The 19,375-nt window shown below is 40.6% G+C and carries 17 protein-coding genes; 3 read left to right on the top strand and 14 right to left on the bottom strand.

Annotated features, from left to right (window positions below; all coding sequences use genetic code 11):
- Positions 1–2: 2 nt before the first annotated feature.
- From PF327_RS10075 to PF327_RS10090, 4 genes are read right to left on the bottom strand one after another with little or no spacing between them, the layout of a single operon-like run.
- Positions 3–935 carry an alpha/beta fold hydrolase gene (locus PF327_RS10075; protein WP_289402441.1) on the bottom strand — a complete coding sequence of 311 codons (933 nt, stop codon included), beginning with the start codon at positions 933–935 and terminating at the stop codon, positions 3–5.
- Positions 936–943: 8 nt separating this feature from the next.
- Entirely contained in the window at positions 944–1,549 is a 606-nt protein-coding gene (locus PF327_RS10080; RefSeq protein WP_289402443.1) for a class I SAM-dependent methyltransferase, read from the bottom strand.
- 27 nt (positions 1,550–1,576) lie between these two features.
- The gene (locus PF327_RS10085) at positions 1,577–2,092 is read right to left on the bottom strand and encodes a methylated-DNA--[protein]-cysteine S-methyltransferase (RefSeq protein WP_289402444.1); all 516 of its coding nucleotides are present in this window, start codon (positions 2,090–2,092) and stop codon (positions 1,577–1,579) included.
- Positions 2,093–2,094: 2 nt separating this feature from the next.
- A complete protein-coding gene (locus PF327_RS10090; protein ID WP_289402445.1) occupies positions 2,095–2,445 on the bottom strand; it encodes an MmcQ/YjbR family DNA-binding protein in 351 nt (116 codons plus the stop codon).
- Positions 2,446–2,643: 198 nt separating this feature from the next.
- On the opposite strand from PF327_RS10090, the gene PF327_RS10095 reads away from it, so the two are divergent.
- Positions 2,644–2,946, top strand: a complete 303-nt coding sequence (locus PF327_RS10095; RefSeq protein ID WP_008241925.1) for a hypothetical protein — start codon at positions 2,644–2,646, stop codon at positions 2,944–2,946.
- Here PF327_RS10095 and PF327_RS10100 read toward each other — a convergent pair.
- The 7 genes from PF327_RS10100 to gltB form a co-directional block, all read right to left on the bottom strand.
- Entirely contained in the window at positions 2,941–3,162 is a 222-nt protein-coding gene (locus PF327_RS10100) for a hypothetical protein (RefSeq protein ID WP_289402447.1), read from the bottom strand. The genes PF327_RS10095 and PF327_RS10100 overlap by 6 nt on opposite strands.
- Positions 3,163–3,213: 51 nt before the next feature.
- On the bottom strand, positions 3,214–3,819 hold the full coding sequence (locus PF327_RS10105) for a hypothetical protein (RefSeq protein ID WP_289402448.1): 606 nt from the start codon (positions 3,817–3,819) through the stop codon (positions 3,214–3,216).
- A gap of 2 nt (positions 3,820–3,821) precedes the next feature.
- Entirely contained in the window at positions 3,822–4,643 is an 822-nt protein-coding gene (locus PF327_RS10110; protein ID WP_289402449.1) for a hypothetical protein, read from the bottom strand.
- 69 nt (positions 4,644–4,712) lie between these two features.
- Positions 4,713–5,282 (bottom strand): thiamine phosphate synthase, encoded by a 570-nt coding sequence (locus PF327_RS10115; RefSeq protein ID WP_289402450.1) that lies wholly within the window; start codon positions 5,280–5,282, stop codon positions 4,713–4,715.
- Between the two features lie 8 nt (positions 5,283–5,290).
- Positions 5,291–6,130, bottom strand: coding sequence for an acetyl-CoA carboxylase, carboxyltransferase subunit beta (gene accD / locus PF327_RS10120; protein WP_289402452.1), 840 nt, complete (start codon positions 6,128–6,130; stop codon positions 5,291–5,293).
- A 16-nt stretch (positions 6,131–6,146) separates the two neighbouring features.
- Positions 6,147–6,872: an inositol monophosphatase family protein gene (locus PF327_RS10125; RefSeq protein ID WP_289402454.1), complete on the bottom strand. Its 726-nt coding sequence runs from the start codon at positions 6,870–6,872 to the stop codon at positions 6,147–6,149.
- Between the two features lie 7 nt (positions 6,873–6,879).
- Positions 6,880–11,295: a glutamate synthase large subunit gene (gene gltB / locus PF327_RS10130; RefSeq protein ID WP_289402455.1), complete on the bottom strand. Its 4,416-nt coding sequence runs from the start codon at positions 11,293–11,295 to the stop codon at positions 6,880–6,882.
- A gap of 187 nt (positions 11,296–11,482) precedes the next feature.
- Between gltB and recO the strand changes: the two genes are divergently transcribed.
- Complete coding sequence (gene recO, locus PF327_RS10135) at positions 11,483–12,088, top strand: recombination protein RecO (RefSeq protein ID WP_289402460.1); 606 nt, start codon at positions 11,483–11,485, stop codon at positions 12,086–12,088.
- A 5-nt stretch (positions 12,089–12,093) separates the two neighbouring features.
- Here the strand turns inward: recO and PF327_RS10140 are convergent, their stop codons facing one another.
- Positions 12,094–13,410 (bottom strand): dihydrolipoyl dehydrogenase family protein, encoded by a 1,317-nt coding sequence (locus PF327_RS10140; protein WP_289402456.1) that lies wholly within the window; start codon positions 13,408–13,410, stop codon positions 12,094–12,096.
- Positions 13,411–13,565: 155 nt separating this feature from the next.
- Between PF327_RS10140 and PF327_RS10145 the strand changes: the two genes are divergently transcribed.
- Positions 13,566–15,446 carry a mechanosensitive ion channel family protein gene (locus PF327_RS10145; protein ID WP_289402457.1) on the top strand — a complete coding sequence of 627 codons (1,881 nt, stop codon included), beginning with the start codon at positions 13,566–13,568 and terminating at the stop codon, positions 15,444–15,446.
- Here the strand turns inward: PF327_RS10145 and PF327_RS10150 are convergent.
- Both PF327_RS10150 and PF327_RS10155 read right to left on the bottom strand, forming a co-directional pair.
- A complete protein-coding gene (locus PF327_RS10150; RefSeq protein WP_289402458.1) occupies positions 15,443–18,538 on the bottom strand; it encodes an efflux RND transporter permease subunit in 3,096 nt (1,031 codons plus the stop codon). The genes PF327_RS10145 and PF327_RS10150 overlap by 4 nt on opposite strands.
- A 70-nt stretch (positions 18,539–18,608) precedes the next feature.
- Positions 18,609–19,148 (bottom strand): PhnA domain-containing protein, encoded by a 540-nt coding sequence (locus PF327_RS10155; RefSeq protein ID WP_008241910.1) that lies wholly within the window; start codon positions 19,146–19,148, stop codon positions 18,609–18,611.
- Positions 19,149–19,375: the final 227 nt, after the last annotated feature.

The following is a 19,375-nucleotide window of genomic DNA, read 5'->3' on the forward strand; positions in this document are numbered from 1 at the left end:
CACTAAGGATGATGCACCTGTTTGATGAACTTTTCAACCTCATCAGCTGTTCTTTCAGGATCTTCCAGTATCGGTACATGTCCTATCTCTTGCAAAATGACCAGTTTACTGTTCTTAATGGTCTCATGAAACAGTGTTGCATTGTCTATGTGTGTCATCCTGTCTTTGTCTCCCCATAATATCAGTGTGGGGATATCGATCTTTTTTGCAAGCTCATTGAAACAACAGACATCTTTATACATATCCTCATAGAGTATTTTTTCCAGATCACGTCTTTCACACTTCTCTTTGAGCATGGCCTCTTTAATGATATCCGGGATATAGGGAGGCTTGTAGAGAGAATAGCGTAAAAGTGTTTCCAGCCGCTCTTCCGTGCAGACATCATAAAGCGGGTTTTTATCGGATCTTTCTACGAGTTTCACACCGTCGCTTTTTGTTTTCACCATACCCATAGTATCTATGAGGATAAGTGCTTTGAGTGTCTCTGGATGGTTTATTGTATAGTGTAGAGCAATGGACCCTCCCATAGAGTGACCAAAAAGGTAAAAGCCTTTCAAATGTTTAGCCTCTATAAAGGCATACACTCTTTTTGCCTGCTCCGACATCGTATATCCCAACGTCTTTTCTGAAATACTCTCCCCATGTCCAGGAAGGTCTATCACAATGACATGATACTTTTCATCCATTGCTTCGATCAGTCTGTTCCATGTATCCTTGTTCCCGCCAAAACCGTGAACGAACAGCAGTGTTTTATCACTTTTGACACTATTTTCAAGGTAGACTATCTTTCCAAAATCCAAAGTGATACATTTTTTCTCCAACTCTGCAGTGTAACGTTCATAATGCATCACTATACTGTAGAGTTTTGTTGCACTGTCCGTCGTCAAACTCAACACTGCAATTAGGAGAATAAGGATGATCTTTTGGATCGACATGTGTTATCCTATTTTCTGTACAGTGCACAACACTTATAGGGTGCTACGGGTTTACTCTCTGTTTCTTTCTCAATATACACTTGTTCCAGCCCTTCTTTTTCAAAAAGCGTAAATTCATCTGCATACAATGGCCATGGTGGTCCACCATAATTATCTGTATCATCCTGTGCATGCGCATAGACAAACAGTTCTCCCTCTTTGGCCACAAGAGAAACGATGATACCCACCAGCTTTTCTCTATCTGAAGGAGGTAAAGACTGAATGGTCAGCCCTTCATAAACAAAATCATATTTACCCACAGAAGATGCAGGCATATCATAGATATCGCCTACATGAAAATCGACCTTACTTTCAGGATGTCTCTTCTTGGCCAGGGCTATCGCTGAAGGAGAGATATCCAATGCTTCTACCTCATAGCCATATTTTTCCAAGATCAGTGCATCATCACCTAACCCGCATCCGATAACCAGTGCTTTTTTACCTACAACAGGTCCTTGCATGGCTAAGTGTTTTTCCAAATAGATGTTAGGCGCAAGTGTCGCCCATGGGATAGATGAAAGATCATCATGGTCTGCATTCTCATAGACAGACTCAAAAAAGTTTTTCTTTTCCATTTTTACCTACTTTAAAATATAAAATGATTATATCGTAAACATATTTTGTTCAAGTGCCAATAGCTTTTTCTTTGCTTCCAAACCACCAGCATAGCCCCTCAAAGAACTATCAGATCCGACAACACGATGACAAGGTATGAAAATAGACATAGCATTGGCACCTACAGCTGAGGCTACAGCTCTTACTGCTGTTTTGTTGTCAATATTTTGCGCCAAATCCTTATAAGAAACAGTGGTACCAAACGAAATTTGAAGAAGTCCCTTCCAAACAGACTTTTGAAACTCTGTGCCAACCAACAACAAAGGAATATCAAATTTTTGACGTAAGCCTTTAAAATACGCTTCCAGTTCCTCTTTAGCCAAATTCAACACCTCACTCTCTTCTTCGACAAAAATGGCATGAAGACCCTTTTGCACTCTTCTATCTATACTTTCTCTACCCTTTCTGTATCGCCAGTCAGCCATACAGAGTTTATCGTCATAGGAACCTAAGATCATTTCTCCGACAGGTGTTTGGAAGTATTGTATACTTATCGTATTCATCTTTAACCCAGTAAGGCTTTTTGTTTCTTGGTCAATTTCTCATACACTAGATCATAAGAGTGGTCTATCAGCTCTTTCACTGTTTCATCATCTACATCGGAATCCTCTACTGTTACTGTGTTCCAATGCTTTTTATTCATATGGTACCCTGCTATGATACCTTTATAGAGAGAACGTAGCTCCAAAGCATAAAGCGGGTCACATTTGAGATTGACTGATATAGGTCTATCCTCTGAGGTCAAAGCAAACATTTTTTCAGCAATGCGATAAACACGAACCTTTTCATCAAAAGGATAATCAAAAGTCACACCCTGCTTAGCACGTATATATGTATCTAACTGTTCAAAGTTCATTATCTACTTTTCCCATCTGAAAGTATTATCTTTATAAATGATACCATAGCAAATAATAGATTAATCATATAACTATGATAAAAATCTTCTTGACACACAATTACTAAAATAACATCTTATCTTCAAGCAACTTTAACATTACTAGGGTAAAGTAACAAAAAATAGATCATTATGAATGTTCAAAAAGGATAGCAGATCATGAGCCCTACAAATAAAGAGCTACAACTACGTAAGAACTGTCAGCTATATGTCTATCTACTGGTATCACAAGGTAAAGAGGTCCCAGAAGAGGTCCAAGAGTGTGCAGATTCGTATGATTTTGACTTTCTTGTCGACTGTGTTCCACAATTGTCTAATGAGATCGAAAACTTGGATAGTGACACTTTCGATAAGATAATGAACAACAAAGAGTCAGAAAAAGCACGTGAACTTGCATACTGGTGGGAGATGCACCAAATGGCTAACAACCTTGGGGAGAAGATCGTCAAAACCTACTTATAGGGTTTGGCCGGATGCTAACTTACGTCTCCATGCGGTATATGCTGAATAGGATGGATTTCCCTCAACCATCATGTCGTATGCATGTTTATAGCTGCAGTTATTCTTTTCCTTATAGGCATTAAGTACTTCTACCACCATCTCTTTATCTTCTTTTTTATACGTGCCTCTCAATGACTTCACTAGATTGATCGGCTCCATATGCATACTCATATCCATACTTATCCTTTTTTGTAGTAGTCTACATCAATATTCATTAATCATCCCCTTTTATCCTTCAGAAGCCATCCGTTCAAAGAAACCTAAAACCTCTTTGATGACCTCGGTTTCATCGTCTGACTTCGGACAAAAATCAAAATGCACTTTGATACCATGTTGTTGACAGGCATCTGCAAAATATGCCGTTTCCTCTTCCAAAGTGTTCTCATCTTCACACAGGTAAAACACAGGAAAAGGATCGGTAGCATTTAAAAAATTGGTAAGATCATGTTCCCTAGTAGATGTGTCGTTATCACTTGTTTGTGGTAATCTTATACGGGGTGCATCTGCATAGACTGCATTGGCCCTGCACAAAATACCCTGCAAAATAGCATCATAGCCACCCATACCGCTCCCATAGAAATAAATATGATCTTCACACTCATACTCTTCGGCGATTTTTTCTATCAACTCTTGTAAAAGATCTTTATTTTGAGATCCAAAATGATCCAAAGGTGTGAGTACATTCCACATCTTGTGTTCAAAGTGTGTTGCTTTCTCATCTAAGATAACGATCAGGGGCACAAAATTAGAGATTAAAGCTGCAGGGGTGAAACGATAAAAGAGTTTTTCATTGTTGTCATCTTCAATAGTTAAAATCGCTTCATTAGACATCATTGTTAGTTGACTTTTGTATTCTCTTCCAGTTTGATATTCTCAGGGTTGATAAGACTTTCAATGTCTGCATTGGTCAGTGCTTTTTGCATGAGAGCACCTTTGTCAAGATCAAGCGACTTAAACGTGTGATCTTCCAAAAGTTCAACAAATTCAAAGATCTCTTTGGTGATGGCAAACTCACATTCGGTGACTCTCAGCTTCTTAAAATGTTCCAGAATGGTCTGTGTTGTTTGATTTTCACTTTGTTCTATATCCTGATTACCGAATGCAATCACATAGACACCCGCCTGGACAGCAGATTCTACAAAATTCTTGATTCTTCTCAACTCAAGTTCTTCTGTGGGGAAGTTTTCCAAATTGATCAGTACCAGATGATAAACCTGTTTCAGTTTTGATTTTTGATTATGTTCGCTTATCGTAGGCCTGTTGCAGCACAACAGCTCTTTATGACGGGAGATGACCATCTCTTCAAGCTCCTCAAAAAGCGCTGACATCAGCTTAGAATCATATGCTGTTCTATAGAGTTGAACATACTGTAAAGGAGAAAGATTGTAAAACTTCTTTCTACCAAAATCAAAAAGATCTACTTTCAAACTCTCATGTGGCATGGTTGAGAGAAGTTCCAGACAAAGACTCTCCAGCAACCTGTCAGCCTTTGCTTCAGAGACACTGTCATACAATAGACAGAATCCACCGTCACTGCTGAGCGTATATAAAGGGAGGCTCTCATTGTCTTTGTATAGATCTCCTATATGAAATCCCCATGGAAATGCATAATTCTCATCTTTATCTGTCATACTCTTACTCTCACTTATTTTTTTCATTATATTACTGCCTGGATCAGGAGGCACTCTTCTTTACTCTAACATATCAATCTGAAATATTCTCAGAGACTACTTTATACCGTCGTAAAGTCCACTTCCTATCACTTTATAGACAATCGGTGCTTCAAACACATCATCCATACGAACACCTCCTATGATACCCACAGGATGTTTAGAGAATTTCGCTGCCTCAAGGAGTGTTGTCCCTCCGACATGGGCTTCACTTTTCGTGTCAGTCGCTCTGTAGGCTCCTAAACCTATATAATCAAGGTCCAAAGCATTTGCCGAAAGTATCTCTTCTTTATCATGGGTTGAAAGTCCGAGGATCTTCTTTCCTATCTTTTGACGTACCAGGTCAACTGCTTCTTTCAGATCATGACTGTACTCTCTAAGGTCTTCCTGGCCAAGATGCAATCCGTCCGCATGGGCAATAAGCTCAATCGTATCATTGATGATGACTATACCATGATAATATGCCCGGATAATCTCAAGATCTTCTTTTTTCTCTTCAATAGCAGCCAATTTATTGCGGTATTGGAGAATAGGTATATTGGGAAAAGTAGAGATATGCTGAAGAAGTACTTCTAAAGAGACACCCTTTTGCTTCAGTGTCTCCTTGTCTACAAGTGCATAGATCATACGCTGTTTTAACTTGCCTTCTTGTTAAAAAGTTTAAAGAGATCAGAAAGCGTTTGATGCATATCAGGACGATCTACGATCATATCGATGAGTCCATGCTCCAGTAGGAATTCTGAACGCTGGAAACCTTCAGGAAGATCCACTCCAACAGTCTGTTTGATCACCCTTTGACCTGCAAATCCTATAAGTGCACCCGGTTCCGCCATGATAATATCACCCAGCATGGCAAATGAAGCAGATACACCACCCATCGTAGGGTCTGTCAAAATAGAGATAAAAGGCAAACCTTTTTGGTGCAGTCTGTTGAGTGCTGCAGATGTTTTGCTCATTTGAAGCAGTGAGTAGGTACTCTCTTGCATACGTGCACCACCAGAAGCAGAAACGATGATAAATCCACACTCTTTTTCTATCGCTCTGTTGATACCGCGAACGATCTTTTCACCTTCAACTGAACCCAAACTACCCCCCATGAATGAGAAGTCAAATACTGCGATCTCAACGGGTTGACCGCCGATCGTACAAGAACCGCTCATGACAGAAGAGGTTTTCCCTGTTTGGGCTTTGGCTTCTTCTATACGCTTTTTATAACTTTTTTTATCTGAAAACTTCAATGGGTCTATAGGTGCCAAAGTAGCATCACACTCTACAAAAGATCCCTCATCTACAATGGAGGCTATACGCTTTTCAGCAGATATTCTGAAATGATGGTTACATTTAGGACATACATTTTGCTTGGCTTCTACCTCTTTATAATACATCAAAGAGGTACATTTTGGACATTTAATCCACTGATTAGGTGTCTCTTGTGTTGATCCTGTTGTGGCTTTTTTAAAAATATTTCCAAACATTCTTACTCCTGCATGCCTATAATTTATTGATTAACGACTCTATTTGCATTGCTATGCTTTTTTCTTTCGATACTATAACATAATCCGCCTCAACAATTACTTCTAAGCCCTCACAAAGTGCTAAACCTGCGGCAAAATCGTAAATTCGAAACTCACCCATAAAAAGTACATAATTCACAGTATGGGCATATGCCAATGAGAGTGCTATAGCGCCAGGGGACCTGAACTTCAGCTTTTCCTTATCCAATGCTGCAACCAATTCAGGATTTGCATAGGCTTTTTCGAAAAGTCCTATCTCAGCCTTCTCACTGCTATGAGGGTCATGAAATGTATTTGAAAAAAGTTTACCTTGTTGAACTTTACACGTAGAAGACTTGAAAAAGATATCTTTATTGGCAAGATTACAGACAACTGCAGCATCTAAAATACCTTCAGCGTTCACTTTTGCAACAGAGGTACCGTAAAAAGGAAAAAGGGAAAGGGCATTGGCTGAACCGTCTATAGGATCAATGATGATCTGTTCCTCACCCTCACCTATAATGCCGCTCTCTTCAGACTCTATCTTTCCAAAAGCACTTAAGTGCTTTACAAATATCTCTTCGGCAAAAAGGTCAAGTTTAGAACTGATATCACCACCCGCACCCACTTCGGTCTTTTCAAACCACGAGGTATCAAAGCCGTTTTGTAAGGCAGAACTTATCTCTTCGTTCGCTTTGATACAGGCTTGAATGAAAGGGGTCATAAAGCTTTTATTCGCCTTTTGCACCCGTAACGATCGTAGGTTTTATACCACGTGGCGCTACCATCCAGAACTTGCGTATTTCACTTCTGAAGTTATTCAAGATATAGGCTGCTCTCTTAGATCCTGTTTTTGCGACATAGTCTTTCAGAAGTGCTTTAAGTTCAAACATCTCTGTATCCCACTCATCCGTATCGATACGTAGTGGTTCAACAAGCTCAGGGTTTACTTTCTCATAGAATTTACCTTCCATGTCATAGACAAATGCCTTACCACCCGTCATACCTGCACCAAAGTTCACACCGGTCTCACCAAGGATCACGGCAACCCCACCGGTCATATATTCACATGGATGGTCTCCCGTACCTTCAACCACCGTTGTTGCTCCGGAGTTACGGACACAGAAACGCTCACCTACTTTACCGTGAATGTAGAGTTTTCCGCCTGTTGCACCATACAGACAGGTGTTCCCACCAAGCGCAAACTCATGACCCGCATTATCAGAAGAGATCACGATCTGACCACCGCTCATACCTTTACCGATATAGTCATTCCCTGCACCATGTACATTGATGTTAATACCTTGTGCCAGGAATGCACCAAGTGATTGTCCTGTTGTACCTTTCACATTCAATGTGATCGTACCATCCGGTAGACCTGCATTTCCGTGAAGTGCAGCAATTTCTCCTGAAATACGTGTCGCAAAACTTCTATTGAGGTTTGAGATCTCTTTGTTCAGTACGATCTTTTGTCTTGGATCCTTGATCGTTTCCATCAACTCTTCAAGTATCTCTTTTTCATACTCATTTTGATCATATGGTTCGTTGAACGGTACCTGGCAAGTGTTATCACCCTCGATATCATAAAGCAGTTCTTCAAAATTGAACTTCTTGGCAAACTCATCATCTATCACTTTAAACAATTCGTTCTTACCGATGATCTCTTCGAGTGATCTATATCCAAGTTCAGCAAGGATCTCTCTTACTTCCGTTGCTACCAAGGTAAAGTAATTGACGACTTTTTCCACATTTCCTGTGAATCTTTTTCTCAAGTGTTCATCTTGTGTTGCAACACCCACACCACAGGTATTCAAGTGACATACACGAAGCATAATACAACCTACAAGTACAAGTGCACCTGTACCAAATGCATACTCCTCTGCACCCATAATAGCCGCTTTAACGATATCCAGACCTGTTTTAAGTCCACCATCGGTCTCAACGGTTACCTGACCTCTTAAATGGTTTGCTTTCAATGCATTATGTGCTTCGATAAGACCTAGTTCCCAAGAGTTACCTGCAAATCTGATAGAACCGATCGGTGCAGCACCTGTACCACCATCTGCTCCTGAAATAATGATCTTATCTGCATAAGATTTAGCAACACCTGCTGCGATCGTACCTACACCCGCAGTCGATACAAGTTTCACTGCAACCCTTGCATGCGGGTTCACCTGCTTCAAGTCAAAGATAAGCTGTGCCAAATCCTCAATAGAGTAAATATCATGGTGTGGCGGTGGTGAGATCAGTGTCACTCCCGGCTTCGTAAATCTAAGTTCCGCGATCAACGGAGATACTTTACTTCCTGGAAGCTGTCCACCTTCACCAGGTTTTGCCCCTTGTGCTACTTTGATCTGAAGTTCTGTCGCAGATCTCAAATACTCCGGTGTGACACCGAAACGTCCTGATGCAACCTGCTTGATACTCGAGTTCTTCTCTGTACCGTAACGTAATGGAGACTCTCCACCCTCACCAGAGTTTGACTTCGCGCCAATTCTGTTCATCGCTACTGCAAGTGTCTCATGCGCTTCCTGGGAGATAGACCCCATAGACATCGCCGCTGTAGAGAAACGTTTAAAGATCTCACTAAGCGGCTCGACTTCATCGATACTGATTGGTTCTCTATCACTTTTGAGTTCATAGAAGTCACGTATGAACTTTTTGTCACGGCCATTGACAAGCTTCTTTACCTCTTCATAATCTTCAGCTTTTCCGCTCTCTGAAGCTTTTTGCATAGCAGAGATGGTCGGACGTGAGAAGTCATGGAACTCTTCACCTTTTTTATACTTGTAGAAACCACCCTTGTAAAGTGCATTTCTTTTACCATCAAATGCATCCGTAAAGGCACGTTCATGGTTTGAATTCAGACGTGCATCGATATCTTCATATCCAAGTCCCGGGAGTAATCCTTTGGCACCAGAGAAACAATCATCAACGATCTCTGTACTTAAACCGATCACATCAAAGAGTCTCGAGTTTCTGTATGATGCAAGTGTAGAGATACCCATCTTGGACATGATCTTCATCAATCCCGCACCCATTGATCTTCTAAATTGCTTTAAAAGTGGTTTGATTGCTTCATTCCCCTCTTCCAACTCTTCCACTGTATGGTAGAGTAAGTAAGGGAAGATAGCTGCAGCACCAAAGCTAAGAAGACATGCTGCAGAGTGTGGATCAAATACTTCACCTGTCACTGCCACTATGCTGGTCAAATGTCTGATTTTCGCTTTGAGAAGCTCTTGGTTCAAGCGTCCCACAACCATCAGCATAGGAATCACTTTATTCTCTGCATTGAGATTTCTGTCATCTAAGATAATGGTTCTAACGTCATTTCTTCTTACATCTTCGATGATACGCTCAGTCAGTGCATAAAGACTCTCTTTGAGATCACCCTTATAGGTTGTATCATATTTCTCACATTTATAGCTTGGATCATACTTCTCATTCCCTTTTGTACCAAACTCTTGAAGCAAACAGAACTTCTCTGCAGACATGAGTGGAAGTACCGTTTTCAGACGCTTTGCATGTTCCGGACTATCACTTAAAACATTGTGGCTCTCTCCAAAACCTGTGTTAAGGCTCATCACTGTTTTCTCACGGATCGGGTCGATCGGTGGATTGGTGACCTGAGCGAACTTCTGTTTGAAAAAGTCAGTAAAGTTACGTTGCTCTGTTGAGAATGCCGCAAGCGGTGTATCATCACCCATAGCACCTGTTGTCTCTTTCCCCTCGTTGATCATAGGTCTGATCACTTCTCTGATCACCTCAGATGTAAAATTAAAATAACGCTGTTTAGCATTCATATCTCCATAGTTCACTTCAGAAGTACTTACATCAGTTTCAGGTACATGTTCCTGTAAATAAGAGAGGTTTGCGGTCAACCACTTATCATAGGCATTACCTGCTTTGAGATAATCATTGATATCACTGTTTTTAAGCACCTTCCCGTGCTTAAGATCAATCCCCATCATCTCACCGGATTGAAGTCTACCACGCTCAACGATCTCTTCATCAGGCAACTTAAGTACACCATACTCAGAAGAGATAAGTAGCCTGTTGTCTTTTGTTCTAATGTATTTTGAAGGTCTCAATCCGTTTCTGTCAAGTACACAACCGATGTAACGACCATCTGTCATACTCACAGCAGCTGGACCATCCCACGGTTCAAATGTTGCACTCGCATACTCATAGAATGCTCTGAGTTCAGTATCCATCTGTGGATTATTATGCCAAGGTGCCGGTATAAGTGAACGTGCTGCTTTAAAGAAATCGACACCATTCACACGTAGGAACTCCATAAAGTTATCTAAACTCGCTGAATCTGACATATCGTCTTGAATCACATTTCTGAGTCTATCCATCTCTTCATCTGTATAGATGACAGATTTTGCTGCTGCCATTTTCGCTTTCACGTTAAATCTGTTCGCAGTTACAGAGTTGATCTCACCATTATGGGCGATCATTCTGAACGGCTGTGCAAGTTTCCATTGAGGAAGGGTATTGGTAGAGAAACGTTGATGGAAAAGACAGAAAGAGATCTCAAAATCTTCATCGGCAAGGTCTTTGTAAAACTCTTTGATATGGGTAGGCATGACAAGCCCTTTATAAGAGATCACAGAGGTTGAGAATGAAGGGATATAGAATGTTTTATCGTCTATCAGTGCTGCTTCGATCTCTTTACGGGAAAGATACACTAGTGCCTCAAAACGGTTGATCGCTACAGGTGAATTCGGTGCAACAAATACTTGCTTCATGGTTGGAAGTGAAGCAAGTGCCTGCTTACCGAGTGCATTTGTATCAACCGGTACCGTACGTGTGTAAATGATCTTCAGGTCATTGTTATCACAGATCTTATGGATCACATCAAAATCAGTTGGATTGTTTGAGAATACCATTGCAACTGCATAATTCTCTGGAAGGTGTACACCATTGGCTGTTGCTTCTTTTGCAAAGAATGATTTTGGCATAGAGAGAAGCAGACCTGCACCATCTCCTGTTTTACCATCCGCAGCTACCGCTCCTCTGTGCATCATACGTGAAAGAGATGTAATCGCATCTTCCAAATTTTTGTGTGAAGGTGTGTTATCGATAGAGGCTAAGAGCCCAAACCCACAGTTGTCCTTAAAAGAAGTAAATAAATCTTGCATATACCAACCTTAAAAATGATCTAATCGGAACATCATATAGCGCTCCTCGTAATTGGAGGGATTATAGCTAAAAGGTTGTTAAGCTTAGTTTACCAACTCTACCCTCAAGAGGGCGATATTTGGATATTTTAACTTGTTTTTGCCTATAATTTAGGCAAAAATTAAAGGAATTACCATCAAAGGTTTTATACTTTCTGTCAGAAAAGCTAAAAATGAAGACACGATAGCACTGGTACTGAGTCCCACAGAAGTAAGAACCTATTACCGTTTTTTTGGCGCACGACACTCCATTTTACAACTAGGTAACCTGATAGATTTTGAAGTAGAAGGTGAAGGAGGCAGCTTTCTTCCCAGACTGCGTTCACTCTCTCATATGGGATTTCCTTGGCTCTTTGACAAAAACAGACTTCTGCTCTGGCACAACTTTATCAAACGCTTTGAACCGCATCTCAAAGATGCAGAAGAGATAGACTCTTTTTACTTTGATCTGCTTCTCTCTGCAGCCCAAAAATGGGATAAACAAAACCCTAAACGCATTGTCTGTGAGTCGTATATCACGCTACTTGAATATGAAGGCAGATTGCATCATGATGAGCACTGCTACATCTGCGAAAACCGTATAGAAGAGGAGATAGCGCTCATGCAGTCGTTCATCCCTGCACACCCTGCATGCCTTTATACTGCTGCACTTCCTACCAAAAAAGTACTAGACTTTTTTAAAACCAAAAAGACGGTATTTTTAGAAGACCATGAAGTGGATTATCTCTTTGAAATTGTGATGAAAGGCTTGTAATACCTTTATAGTCGGGAGTAAACCCTCTCCAGCGCTTCAGAAAAAGTGGGATGTGCCATAATGGTCTGTCGGGCCATGGAAACCGTCATTTCACCTGCAAGTGCCATAGCCACAGATGAGATGAGCTCTTCGGCATTAGGGGCAAAGAGCTCTGCACCCAGTATAAGCCCTGACGTATCTGCATAGACGATCAATACGCCGTTCCCAGCCTGATGGAATGCAGCAGGTTTAAATTGGCTCAGCATGATGCTACTCTCTTTAAATTCCATACCGTCTTCTTCCAGTCTCTGTCTGTTTTGTCCCACGGTTGCATAGCTCATAGGCAAGGTGTGTATAAACCTTACCACATGATCAAGGTTCAATTTGCCAGGTTGTTTGCCCATGATCTGCTTTGTCACGTTCAAAGCCTGTACTCTTGCCGCATGGGCCAGTTGCAGTTTCCCATTACAGTCACCGATCGCAAAATGTTTTTCCAGTGTTGTCTGAAAAAAATCATCTGTCTCTATGCCCCTCTTTACAGTAATCTGATCTGTTGCGACCACATCCGTATTTGGCTGACGTCCAGTCGCAACAAGCATCTGTTCATACATGCTTGATGCACCATTCTCAAAGGTGATATGCACCCCTTTCTCTGTAGGTTCAGCTTTGGAGATAGCATGCTCTTTCAAATAGATGATCCCCTGTCTCTCAAGCTCTTTGGTCATGGCATTCTGTATCGATGAGTGTGTATGAGGCAAAAGTCTGTCATGACGTGAAATGAGTGTTACTTCTACACCTGCAGAGACAAAAAAACTTGCCATCTCCAGACCGATGGCACCATCCCCGTAGATGGCTATAGTTTGAGGCAGTTTCTGCAGATCAAGCAGCTCATTGCTGGTGATGATCGCCTTTTTGTCATACACTATGCCTTCTGGTATGAAAGGGATAGATCCTGTCCCTATCACAATGTACTCCCCCTCATAGATCTTCCCTTCTACCTCCACTTTGTGCGGTGCAATGAGCTTTCCTTTACCTTCGATCAGTTCCACATCTTTACATTGTGCCATTATCGATTTGGATGCACTGGCAAGGAGTTCAGTTTTTTGAGCTGTCAAGGTCGGCATATCCAGTACGAGTTCACCTCTAAACACGCTCTCGTTGCTTTGCCGTACCGTATTGGCATGATGCAAAAACATTTTAGAAGGGATACATCCTTCATGCAGACAAGTCCCGCCCAAGTGTCCTAGTGAAGTTTCAACCAGCGCTACTTTAAGCCCCTGTTTCGAAGCCACAATGGCTCCTGCATAGTTCAAACCGCCACCGATATAGATAATGTCATACATGTAATTTCCTCAAGATGATATTTTTATATGATTATACTCTTAAACTATTATAAAGAGTAATTCTTAACCCCTTACAGATCCTATAAAAAGAGCTCATACTGGTATGAACTTTACTTTCACAGATATGTTATAATCTGAAAAAAAGTGACAATTTCATGAAATCCTTCTTACTCCTATTCTCTTTCTCTCTCTTTTTGTGCTCTGCTGAAATAGACACAAAACTCTATGACGGCAACAATACCATAAACTATTATAAAGAGATTTCAAAACGTATTGAGACGGCACAAACATCAGATCAGAACCAGACAAAAGAAGATACGGAACGTATTGCAACAGAGCGTATGATCTTAGACAAACTGTCAAATATGCTCTCCATTACTTTAAAGGTGGATCCTATGCCGGATTCACTTTTACCTGATGATAAAAATATAAGCACAGAAAACTATCAGTCCTATCTGAATGCACTTACAGATACCTATGCAAAGATCGATACGTTGAAAAAAGAACAGTCTGCGATGCAATCCAAACGGCATTATTTGCAAAAAAGTATCAATGACATTACCGTCGAAGATAAAAAAAACCTGTTGCTTTACCAATTGCAATACGCCTTTTATAAACTCAAAGGGGACAATCAGGAACAAACGATACAAGCCTATGAGACTTTAATAACCAAAGGCGAAGCACGCTTCAAACAAAAACTGAATCAAGTCACCTTTGATATTCCCGCACTCGAAAAAAAACTTACACAGATCAATACAAAGTTTGCTCCCGTAGAACAAGAAGCCGTCGCACTGAAACTGGCGAAAGAGCGTGAACTGATCGTCCGTGAAACGATTTCAGAGTCTTTAAGTAAAAAATTTCTATCCAACGATATGGATATGATGAGTCTCCTCACCACAAAGATTGATCTAACTCTCATGCTTTCTCTGGCCTATCTACAAAAAAATGAGACGCAAAAAGCCCTCGACCTTTTCAATGCCGATACAGAAACGTTGCAGGGGCTCACGCCGGATCTCATAGATTACTATACTTACAAGCGTACAATCCTCAAAACAGTATTCAAAGAGGTGGCAGGGAATGTCGCACTGGCACTCTCAAGTGTAGAACAGAGTGCTGAAAGTATCTATGATTTCACCTATAGCAAGCTGACTGAAGCCCTGTTTGTATTCAATGAAAAGGGTATTTCCATTCTTGATATCCTCAAAGTCATTTTGATCATTATTCTTGGATTTATGATTGCTGCATTTTACAAACGAAAGATCATTAATCTTGCTACTCAACGAGAAAAAATCTCACTCTCTTCAGCTAAAGCCATCTCCAATGCCGGCTACTATATTCTTGTATTTATCACTTTACTTGTTGCACTTAAAAGTATCGGATTGGATCTTTCCAATCTTGGACTAGTTGCTGGAGCACTCTCTATAGGTATCGGTTTTGGTCTCCAAACACTTGTTTCCAATTTTGCGGCAGGAATCATCTTAATGTTTGAGCGTACTATCCGTTTGGGAGATTATATAGAGATCTCAGATACTATCCGGGGTACGGTCAGTGATATGAGAATGCGTTCAACCACTGTCACCACCAATGACAACATCGATGTCGTTATTCCAAACTCCTCTTTTATCCAGAACAATGTGATCAACTGGACATTGGAAAATGATATCAGACGTATACATATCCCTTTCTCTGTTGCGTATGGAACAAGCAATGATAAAGTGGAAAAGGTCATTCTGGAAGAGCTGAGAAACAGTTCTATCAATTATGTGAAGAAAAATGCCAAATATCCTACGCTTATCTGGATGACCGCTATGGGGTCAAGTTCGGTAGATTATGAACTCATCGTCTGGGTCAGAGGGCAATCCACCCTCAAACCTGCAGGAACAAAATCAGATTTTCTAAAATTCATTTATGCGACGCTCAACAAACACCATATTGAGATACCTTTCCCTCAATTGGATCTACATGTCAAACGAAATGAATCCCCAAAAGAGCACAATGAAGAGAAAAAAGAAGAGACGGAGCCAAAAATGCTCTAACTCTCTCTTCCTGGTTGGATCTTATTGACCACCGCATACAGTGACGGCAGGTAAACGAGGTTCAAGACTGTACCCCAAATAAGACCAAATCCTATCGAAATGGCAATAGGCTGAAGGATCACTGCCTGTCCCGTTGCATAAAAAATCAGGGTGAAAAGCCCAAGGAAGGTTGTGATCGAAGTGATCAAAATAGGACGGAGTCTTAACTTCGCCCTTTCATAGAATGTCTCTGCATTATGCGTGCCATGCAGAAAATCAAGCATGATGATACCATCATTGATCACAACCCCGGCGAGTCCCAACATCCCTATGACCGAAGGCATGGAAAGGTTGATTCCAATCAGCATATGCCCCACTAATGCACCCAATAAACTGAATGGTATGACGGACATGACCATCAATGCATAACGAATTTTCGGAAAAATAAACAGAAGTGTGATCAAAATCAAAAAGACTGCAATGATCAGAGAGCGTATCATATCATTTTTAAATTGCTGGTTTTTTTCCTGTTCTCCCAAAAGACTGACGTCAACTCCCTCATCCTGTATCGTATCTAGTAAAGGCTTGATCTTCTTAAGTACAGCCACAGCTGTGGTCTTTTTCTTGTCGATATTGGCAAAGACCGACTTGACTGTATTTCCATCCCTTTTTTCAATCTTTTCATAGGCTCTTATCTTTTCGATATCCACAACATCGGTCAACTTGACCACACTTCCAGAAGGTGTAGGGATCATAAAATTCATTAACGTCTTTTCAGAATCTTTAACGATGGATTTGGTTCTGATCTCCATCACACCATTCTCACTAAAGGTCATCGCTTTACGGCTGTCAAGGAAATAGCCCGAAAGGGTCTGTGCTATTTCAACCTCACTCATACCCAGCTGTTCACCATAGGCATTGATACGTAACTTGTACTCCATCTTTCCAAGCTGTGCATTGTTACCTACATCTTTCACATACGGAATAACCGAAAGATTGTCTTCAATTCTCTGCATTGCATCTGCTATCTGCTCACCATCTTTTCCTGAAAGGTTGATTTGTATATCATTTTTGATCAAACCCGGTTTGTCTTCACGTACGCCAAGCTCTTCAAGCTGATACTTTGTCATCATAGGTGCGATCTCTTCTCTCAACTGCTGTGCAAGGTCATAGGTATGTTTCTTTCTGACCTTCTCAGGATCATTGAACATAAAACTAAAATTCAAAATAGGATTGATATAGGTATCGATAAAACTCTGCGGTTCCATATCATAGAGTTCCATGGTGATGTAGAGCATATTGTCTCCATTTTCATCCGCACCAGCAAGTGATTTTCGGTATCCAACAACGGTAGATGTAGATTTAAGTGCATAGGTCTCTTTTTGTGAGATCACATACTGTTCTATCTCCTTGGCTATCTTATCTGTCTCTTCAATGGTCGTATCCATATTGCTTTTTCCTGTGATGTAGAGATAATTACCGTCAAAACTAGGGAAAAACTGAAAATTGAGCATCTTGATCGTAAGTACCGTTAAAATAGGTATCACTATGACAAAAGTAAATAAAAAGATATATTTAAAACGGATCACAAGATGCAGCAGGGCTTCATACTTCTCCTGCAGTGGTTCCCAATTGATAACATTCTTCTGCTTTTTGAGAACCTCATCTGCATGTAGAGGCAGAAAGAAAAAACTTTCAAGAAGAGAACCCAAAAGGATCATGATTACAGTAATAGGAATGAGTATAATAAAATTTTTAATCTCTCCGGTGAGCATGAACAGAGGAAGAAACGCAGCGATAGTTGTCAATGTTGCCAAGGTGACAGGCAAAACCATCTCTTTTAACCCTTGATAGACAGCCTCTTTTCTCTCCATACCCTCATTGATATGACGTTGGATGTTCTCTGAAACAACGATCGCATCATCCACCACGATACCGATCACGATCAATCCTCCAAGCAGGGAAACAATATTGATCGAATAGCCCGTAAAATAAAGGAACATGATCCCTATGGCAAAAGAGATAGGAATACCCATCGCTACAATAGATGCAATACGCACATTGATCAGCAAGGCCATGGAGAGGAATACCAAAACCAGTCCAAACATCAGGTTTGAGATAACCGTATTGAGCCTGTCCTTAACAGGCTTAGAGCTGTCCTGATAAAAATCGAAATAAACATCAGGAAACTCTTTGGAGAGTTTTTCTTTAGCATACGTTTGCAGATCTCTGGAGATATGCATAGAGTTTCCTTCAGGCCCTTTTGAGATCACCAATGTGATGTTATTCCGTCCATTAAATGTCGAAAGTGTCGTATCTTGAGGATAGGTGATATCGACTTTGGCAACATCACCAAGCCTTACTTGCTGTTCACCGATCTTAATGAGCACTGATTCCCACGCTTCTTTATTTTCTTTACCGTTTACCGTAGAGAGGAAAATATAATTCCCACTTTGTTTGATATCTCCTATAGGATAGATATAAGAGGTTTTAGAGATGGCAGTGATAACAGCAGCAGGATCCAACCCGTACGCTCTTACGGCCTCTTCATTGATCTGTACAGAGACTTCCTGATCTGCATCACCATAGATCTGGACTTCACTGACATAAGGATTTCTGGCAATTTTAGCTTTGACGTCTTTGGCCGTTTCTATCAATTGGCCTTTGGTCATATGTTCAGAAGAGAGAGAAAGTCTGATCAGAGGTCGATTGTGCATCAGTAACTCTGCCGTTGGTTCCGTCATATCTGAAGGAAGATATTGTCTGCTGCGTGCTATGGCATCCTTGGCTTTATTGAGAGCATCTGTTTTGTCTGCTCCCTCATTAAGGTCAATGACGATGGAAAACGTACCTGATTTGATCACTGTCTCTATCTTCTCAATACCCTGTATATTGCCCAGTTCATCTTCGATGTCACGCACTGCCATTTTATCAAGATTATCGGCACTCGCACCGGCATACGAACCCCTGATCGCAATCTTATCTAAGGCAATTTCAGGGAAAAGTTCTTTAGGAATATTGTAATAGGAGTTTATACCCAAAAAAAGGATAAAAACAAGTAACACATAATTCAGACTTTTATTCTCTATAAAGTAGTTGATGATCCTCATCATGATATATCCTTGTTGAACGTCTTAAATGATGTGTTTGTGATGTAAATCATAGTCATATAAATAAAAAATACTACAACTTCTTTAAAAATGCCGAAATAATAAAGATCATTGTTCCATTGACACGACCTTGTATATGGGTAGGATCACCTGGTACCATACGGATATTTTTCACAGTCGTTCCCTGCTTTGCTGTAAAACCTGCACCCTTTACCGGCAGGTCTTTGATAATGCTGACAGAATCACCCTCTTGTAGGATCGTACCATTGGCATCACGTGTAGGCTCTTGTTCTTCAGTGGCTAAACCTTCCTCTGCCCATGCACGTACATCATCTTCAAGATACATCATATCAAGCTGGTCCTGTGCACCAAGTTGTGTAAAGAGTCTGAATGCCATAACCTGTACTGCAGGCTCTGCACTCCACATACTGTCATGAAGGCAGTTCCAGTGTTTTTCATCCTTTGTCGGATCTTCTATAGAGCCTGCACAAGTACTACAGATCACAATAGCCTCATCTTTTGGTGATACTACGTAGGCAGTCAGTCCCTCTTCAGAACCACATAACTCACATTTCCCACCACTTCTGTCCATTAATGCTTTATCTATACTCATGTTTTTCCTTTGCTCTATAAGTATCGATATTTTACTCTATTAGGTTTAATATAGCCCAAAAAAGCTAGATATTACAGACTCTAAACATTGTCATCTACAACCTTTTCTCTATTGTATAACTTTAAATCAAAAATTAAAATGATCACTTATAACTCTTTTTAAATCTTATCTTAGTATAATCCATGAAGGTAAAAAGATTGAAAAGCTAAACTTGTTGTGAAGCAAGG

Source organism: Sulfurovum xiamenensis, from assembly GCF_030347995.1.
GTDB lineage: Bacteria > Campylobacterota > Campylobacteria > Campylobacterales > Sulfurovaceae > Sulfurovum > Sulfurovum xiamenensis.